General features: G+C 58.7%; 6 protein-coding genes. 5 read left to right on the forward strand and 1 reads right to left on the reverse strand.

Annotation, left to right across the window (positions count from 1 at the left end):
- From JWQ61_RS00940 to JWQ61_RS00960, 5 genes are all read left to right on the forward strand, one after another.
- Positions 1 to 344, forward strand: a 344-nt coding sequence (locus JWQ61_RS00940) for a M48 family metalloprotease (RefSeq protein WP_304358857.1), incomplete at its 5' end; no start/stop codon positions are given.
- The gene (rsgA, locus tag JWQ61_RS00945; protein WP_304358858.1) at positions 337 to 1,302 is read left to right on the forward strand and encodes a ribosome small subunit-dependent GTPase A; all 966 of its coding nucleotides are present in this window, start codon (positions 337 to 339) and stop codon (positions 1,300 to 1,302) included. The genes JWQ61_RS00940 and rsgA, both read left to right, overlap by 8 nt.
- A gap of 199 nt (positions 1,303 to 1,501) precedes the next feature.
- Positions 1,502 to 2,416, forward strand: coding sequence for an ornithine carbamoyltransferase (gene argF, locus JWQ61_RS00950; protein WP_304358859.1), 915 nt, complete (start codon positions 1,502 to 1,504; stop codon positions 2,414 to 2,416).
- 84 nt (positions 2,417 to 2,500) lie between these two features.
- Positions 2,501 to 3,835 carry an argininosuccinate synthase gene (gene argG / locus JWQ61_RS00955; RefSeq protein ID WP_304358860.1) on the forward strand — a complete coding sequence of 445 codons (1,335 nt, stop codon included), beginning with the start codon at positions 2,501 to 2,503 and terminating at the stop codon, positions 3,833 to 3,835.
- A 27-nt stretch (positions 3,836 to 3,862) separates the two neighbouring features.
- The gene (locus JWQ61_RS00960) at positions 3,863 to 4,174 is read left to right on the forward strand and encodes a pyrimidine/purine nucleoside phosphorylase (RefSeq protein WP_304358861.1); all 312 of its coding nucleotides are present in this window, start codon (positions 3,863 to 3,865) and stop codon (positions 4,172 to 4,174) included.
- A gap of 153 nt (positions 4,175 to 4,327) precedes the next feature.
- Here the strand turns inward: JWQ61_RS00960 and murB are convergent, their stop codons facing one another.
- Positions 4,328 to 5,359: a UDP-N-acetylmuramate dehydrogenase gene (gene murB / locus JWQ61_RS00965; protein ID WP_304358862.1), complete on the reverse strand. Its 1,032-nt coding sequence runs from the start codon at positions 5,357 to 5,359 to the stop codon at positions 4,328 to 4,330.
- Positions 5,360 to 5,566: the final 207 nt, after the last annotated feature.

The raw sequence follows: 5,566 nt of genomic DNA on the forward strand, positions 1-5,566 counted from the left end.
TGTGGTTCTACACCGGCCTCGGCGTCAATCCGCTGCTGCTGGCCGACCTCAGCAACAACGATGCGATGGCGCTGATCCTGTTCATGCTGGCGCTGCCGATCTTCACTTTCCTGCTGTCGCCGCTGTCCTCGATCAGCTCGCGCAAGCACGAATTCGAAGCCGATGCCTTTGCCGCCAAATACACCGACGCCAACGACCTGGTGGCGGCGCTGGTCAAGCTGTATGAAGACAATGCCTCGACCCTGACGCCGGATCCGCTGCACTCGGCCTTTTACGATTCGCATCCGCCGGCTTCTGTGCGCATCAACAAGTTGGCCAACAAGCTATCGGCCGCCCATGGCTGAGCACAATAAGCAGGACCGCAAGCAGCACAGCAACCAAGCCGGCAGCGGCCTGGTGATCGCCGCCCACGGCCGGCACTACCTGGTGCAAGGAACCATAGAAGGCAAATCGCTGAAACTGCAATGCGTCACCCGCGGCAAGAAAAGCGATGTCGCTGTCGGCGACCGCGTGCAGCTGAAGCTGACCTCGCCTAACCAGGGCGTGATCGAAGCCATCGATGAGCGCCGCAGCCTGCTGTATCGCTCCGACCAGTACAAATCCAAGCTGCTGGCCGCCAATGTCACCCAGCTGTTCATCGTGGTGGCGACCGAGCCCGGTTTTGCCGACGACCTGATTTCACGCGCGCTGGTGGCGGCGGAAGCCGCCGGCGTCACCGCCCACATCGTGCTGAACAAGACCGATATCGTCGAGGCGCTGGAGAAAACCCGGCAACGGCTGCAAATGTATGCGGCCCTTGGTTATCCGGTGCATGAAGTATCGGCGCGCGCTTTCCCGGAGCAAACCTGCGCCATACTGGCGCCGCTGCTGGCGGGCCAGTCGACCATCCTGATCGGCCAGTCCGGCATGGGCAAGTCGTCGCTGATCAACCTGATCGTGCCGGACGCCGACATCGCCGTGCGCGAGATTTCCGCCGCCCTCGACACCGGCAAGCACACCACAACCTTCACCCGCCTGTATGAAATGGATGCGGCCGATACCAGCCTGGACGGCCATCCGGCCAACATCATCGATTCGCCGGGCTTCCAGGAATTCGGCCTGTACCAGCTGAGCGAAGGCATGCTGGAGCGCGCTTTCGTCGAATTCTCGCCCTACCTCGGCAAATGCAAGTTTTACAATTGCCACCACCTGACCGAACCGAGCTGCGCCGTGCTGGAAGCCGTCAAGGAAAACAAGATAGCGCCCATGCGCCACCAGCTGTACGTGCAGTTGCTGCATGAATCGTCGCAAAAGCTGTATTGATTGTCAAAAATACCATCTTTTGATGGGTATCTTTTCTACTGAAATCCCTTATAATTGAAGCACTTATTTCATTTCTAAGCCAATCTCGGGCACTCTGTTCAGGTACGCTGGATACGCGTGGACGGCACTACAGTAGTTGTTTTAAAAATGGAATTCCAACTATCGGCGGCAGTCGCCACAGCGGCCGCCGTTTTCATTTATGGCAATCAAACATTACCTGCAGTTTTCTGATTTTTCGCTGGACGAATACGAGTACGTGATTGAACGTAGCCGTCTCATCAAACGCAAATTCAAGAATTACGAACCGCACTACACGCTGCTCGACCGCACGCTGGTGATGGTGTTCGAGAAAAACTCGACCCGCACCCGCCTCTCGTTTGAAGCCGGCATGCACCAGCTGGGCGGCGCCGCCATCTACCTCAACACGCGCGACAGTCAATTGGGCCGCGGCGAACCGGTGGAAGATGCGGCGCAGGTAATGTCGCGCATGTGCGACGTCATCATGATCCGTACTTTCGGCCAGGACATCATCGAGCGCTTCGCCACCCATTCGCGGGTGCCGGTGATCAACGGCCTGACCAACGAGCAGCATCCCTGCCAGGTGCTGGCCGATGTCTTCACCTACATCGAACACCGCGGTTCCATCGCCGGCAAGAAAGTGGCCTGGATCGGCGACGCCAACAACATGCTGTATTCCTGGCTGCAAGCGGCCCAGGTATTCGGTTTCCACGTCAATGTCTCTACCCCCAAGGGCTACGATATCGACCCGAGCCAGGTAGCCGCAGATAACCAACGCTACACCTTCTTCGCCAACCCGTCCGACGCCTGCGAAGGGGTCGACCTGGTCACCACCGACGTCTGGACCAGCATGGGTTATGAAGACGAAAACGCAGCGCGCCTGAAAGCCTTCGACGGCTGGATCGTCGACCAGGCCAAGATGCAGCGCGCCCAGCCGGACGCCTTGTTCATGCACTGCCTGCCGGCGCATCGCGGCGAGGAAGTTGCGGCCGAAGTGATCGACGGCCCGCAATCGGTGGTCTGGGACGAAGCCGAAAATCGTTTGCATGTGCAAAAGGCTTTGCTGGAATATCTGGTGCTCGGAAAAGTCGATTAATAGTACAGAAAGTACAAAACAGCCGCTTCTTGTACGCTTGTAAAAACAGTACAACCCCAGTCACAACAACTCACACGAAATATCATGTCCAATATCCTGCAATCCGTTCCAGTTAACGAAAAAGTCGGCATCGCCTTTTCAGGCGGCCTCGATACCAGCGCCGCGCTGCACTGGATGCGCCAGAAAGGCGCCATTCCGTACGCCTATACCGCCAACCTGGGCCAGCCCGACGAGCCGGACTACGACGCCATCCCTAAAAAAGCCAAGGCCTACGGCGCTGAACTGGCGCGCCTGGTCGATTGCCGCGAACAGCTGGTGGCGGAAGGCATCGCGGCATTGCAAAGCGGCGCTTTCCACATCTCTACCGCAGGCGTCACCTATTTCAACACCACCCCGCTCGGACGCGCTGTCACCGGCACCATGCTGGTGGCTGCGATGCGCGAAGACAAGGTCGATATCTGGGGCGACGGAAGCACCTTCAAGGGCAACGATATCGAGCGTTTCTACCGCTACGGCCTGCTGGTCAATCCCAAGCTGCGCATCTACAAACCCTGGCTCGACGACACGTTCATCGACGAACTGGGCGGCCGCAAGGAAATGTCGGAATTCATGATCAAGTCGGGTTTCGATTACAAGATGTCGGTGGAAAAAGCCTACTCGACCGATTCCAACATGCTCGGCGCCACGCACGAAGCGAAAGACCTGGAATACCTGAACTCCGGCATGCAGATTGTCGAACCGATCATGGGCGTCGCCTTCTGGCGCGACGATGTCGAAGTCAAGCGCGAAACGGTCACCGTGCGCTTTGAAGAAGGCCGTCCGGTCGCCCTGAACGGCGTCGCGTTTGCCAGCCAGGTCGAGCTGATGATGGAAGCCAACCGCATCGGCGGACGCCACGGCCTCGGCATGAGCGACCAGATCGAAAACCGCATCATCGAAGCCAAGAGCCGCGGCATCTATGAAGCGCCGGGCCTGGCCCTGCTGTTCATCGCCTACGAGCGGCTGGTCACCGGTATCCATAACGAAGACACCATCGAGCAATACCGCGAAAGCGGCCGCCGCCTGGGCCGCCTGCTGTATCAAGGCCGCTGGTTCGATTCGCAGGCGATCATGCTGCGCGAGTCGGCGCAACGCTGGGTAGCGCGCGCCATCACCGGCGAAGTGACGATCGAACTGCGCCGCGGCAACGATTATTCGATCCTCAACACCGAGTCGGCCAACCTGACCTATCATCCGGAACGCCTGACCATGGAAAAAGGCGCAGGCGCCTTCTCGCCGCAAGACCGTATCGGCCAGCTAACCATGCGCAACCTCGATATCAGCGATACCCGCCAGAAGCTGGCGATCTATCAAAGCACCGGCCTGCTGGCATCGAGCAACGCCGTATCGCTGCCGCTGCTCGACAAAGACGCAGACTAAGCCCACGCCAACCAAAAAGAACCCAACATGACTACTCAGTTCGACAATGTCACGGTCCTCAAGCAAGGCAATGTCTATTTCGACGGCAAATGCGTTTCCCATACCGTGGTTTTCGCCGATGGCAGCAGGAAGACGCTGGGCGTGATCCTGCCCTCGTCGCTGACTTTCAGCACCGGCGTCGCCGAAATCATGGATATCACCAGCGGCAGCTGCCGTGTGCGCCAGAAAGACCAGGCCTGGACTACCTACGGCGGCGGCGAGAGTTTTGAGATACCGGCCAATTCGAGTTTTGATATCGAAACGCTGGAAACCGTGAACTACGTCTGCCATTACGCCTAAGCCGGATAAAAAAATGGACAAAAAAAACCCGCGATGCTGTTGCATGGCGGGTTAAATCCATTACCTTAGGGAGTGTTGGATATGAGGCATAACAGAGATTAATTCCGTTATGTGACCTAATAATGACACATTAGGATACAAATTGCTTGCGCCTCAAATAAAAATAGGTTCCGGCTCCAGTCCCACCCCAAATCTCGCCATGACATCGGCTTGCACCGCCTGCGCCAGGCGCACCACATCCTGGCCGCTGGCGCCGCCGCGGTTGACCAGCACCAGCGCCTGTTTTTCATAGACGCCGGCTGCGCCCAGGCTCTTCCCCTTCCAGCCGCACTGATCGATCAGCCAGCCCGCAGCGAGCTTGAAACTGCCGTCCGCTTGTTGATAATTCACCAATTGCGGATGTTGCGCCAGCAAGGCTGCGCGTTGCGCCGCCGTTACAATAGGATTCTTGAAAAAACTGCCGGCATTGCCGATCAGCGCCGGATCCGGCAATTTGCGGGTGCGGATGGCGATCACCGCATCGCTGATATCGCGCGCGCTCGGCTGCGCCAGCTTACGCGCGTCCAGCTCCTGCGCCACATCGGCATAGCGCAGGTCGGGCTGCCAACGCTTGGGCAAGGCAAAAGTAACGTCCAACACCACCGCCCGGTCGCGCAGGCTGTGCTTGAACACGCTGTCGCGATAGGCAAAGGCGCAGGCGCTGCGGTCCAGAGACAGGATTTCACCGCTCTCCATATCGATGGCGGTCAACCCATGGAAGCGCTGTTGCAGCTCGATACCGTAAGCGCCGATATTCTGGATAGGTGCAGCGCCGACGCTGCCGGGGATCAGGGACAGGTTTTCCAGCCCGGCCAGCCCCTGTTCCAAGGTCCACAGCACCAGCTCATGCCAATTCTCGCCGGCGGCGGCGCGCACATAAATGGCGTCGTCGTCTTCGCCGATGATTTCCCGTCCGCGATTACACATATGCAACACCAGCCCCGGGAAATCCTGGGTCAGCACCAGGTTGCTGCCGCCGCCCAGCACCAGGCGCGGCAAGCGCGACGTATCGGCGTCCGACCTGAGTGTCTGCAGGATAGCCAGCGAGGTAACCGGCAGATAGGCATGCGCGCTGGCGTCGATACCGAAGGTATTGTGCCGGCGCAGCGAAAAATCGAATTGGAGCGGAAGCTGGGAGATAGTCATAGCACCGGGATTATAAGCGCAAGTAACTGCGGCAAGTAACTACGGCCAGCAGGCCGCCGGACGCCAGGAGACAGGCAGGCCAGCAAGAAAATAGCGCGGCAAGACCGACACCTCGGGTTTCTTGTCCGCTAAAATGCGCATAGCTCGACGGCCGCACACCACCGCGGCCGGCTTTGTTTGAACATACAGAAGGAATATCACCATGCC

It is taken from the genome of Collimonas fungivorans (genome assembly GCF_028292705.1).
GTDB classification, from domain to species: Bacteria; Pseudomonadota; Gammaproteobacteria; order Burkholderiales; family Burkholderiaceae_D; genus Collimonas; species Collimonas fungivorans_B.

Bases quoted from the DNA above. Each gene is read 5' to 3' on its own strand.
- argG (WP_304358860.1), top strand. From the start codon at position 2,501: ATGTCCAATATCCTGCAATCCGTTCCAGTTAACGAAAAAGTCGGCATC.
- murB (WP_304358862.1), bottom strand. From the start codon at position 5,359: ATGACTATCTCCCAGCTTCCGCTCCAATTCGATTTTTCGCTGCGCCGG.
- argF (WP_304358859.1), top strand. From the start codon at position 1,502: ATGGCAATCAAACATTACCTGCAGTTTTCTGATTTTTCGCTGGACGAA.
- JWQ61_RS00960 (WP_304358861.1), top strand. From the start codon at position 3,863: ATGACTACTCAGTTCGACAATGTCACGGTCCTCAAGCAAGGCAATGTC.
- rsgA (WP_304358858.1), top strand. From the start codon at position 337: ATGGCTGAGCACAATAAGCAGGACCGCAAGCAGCACAGCAACCAAGCC.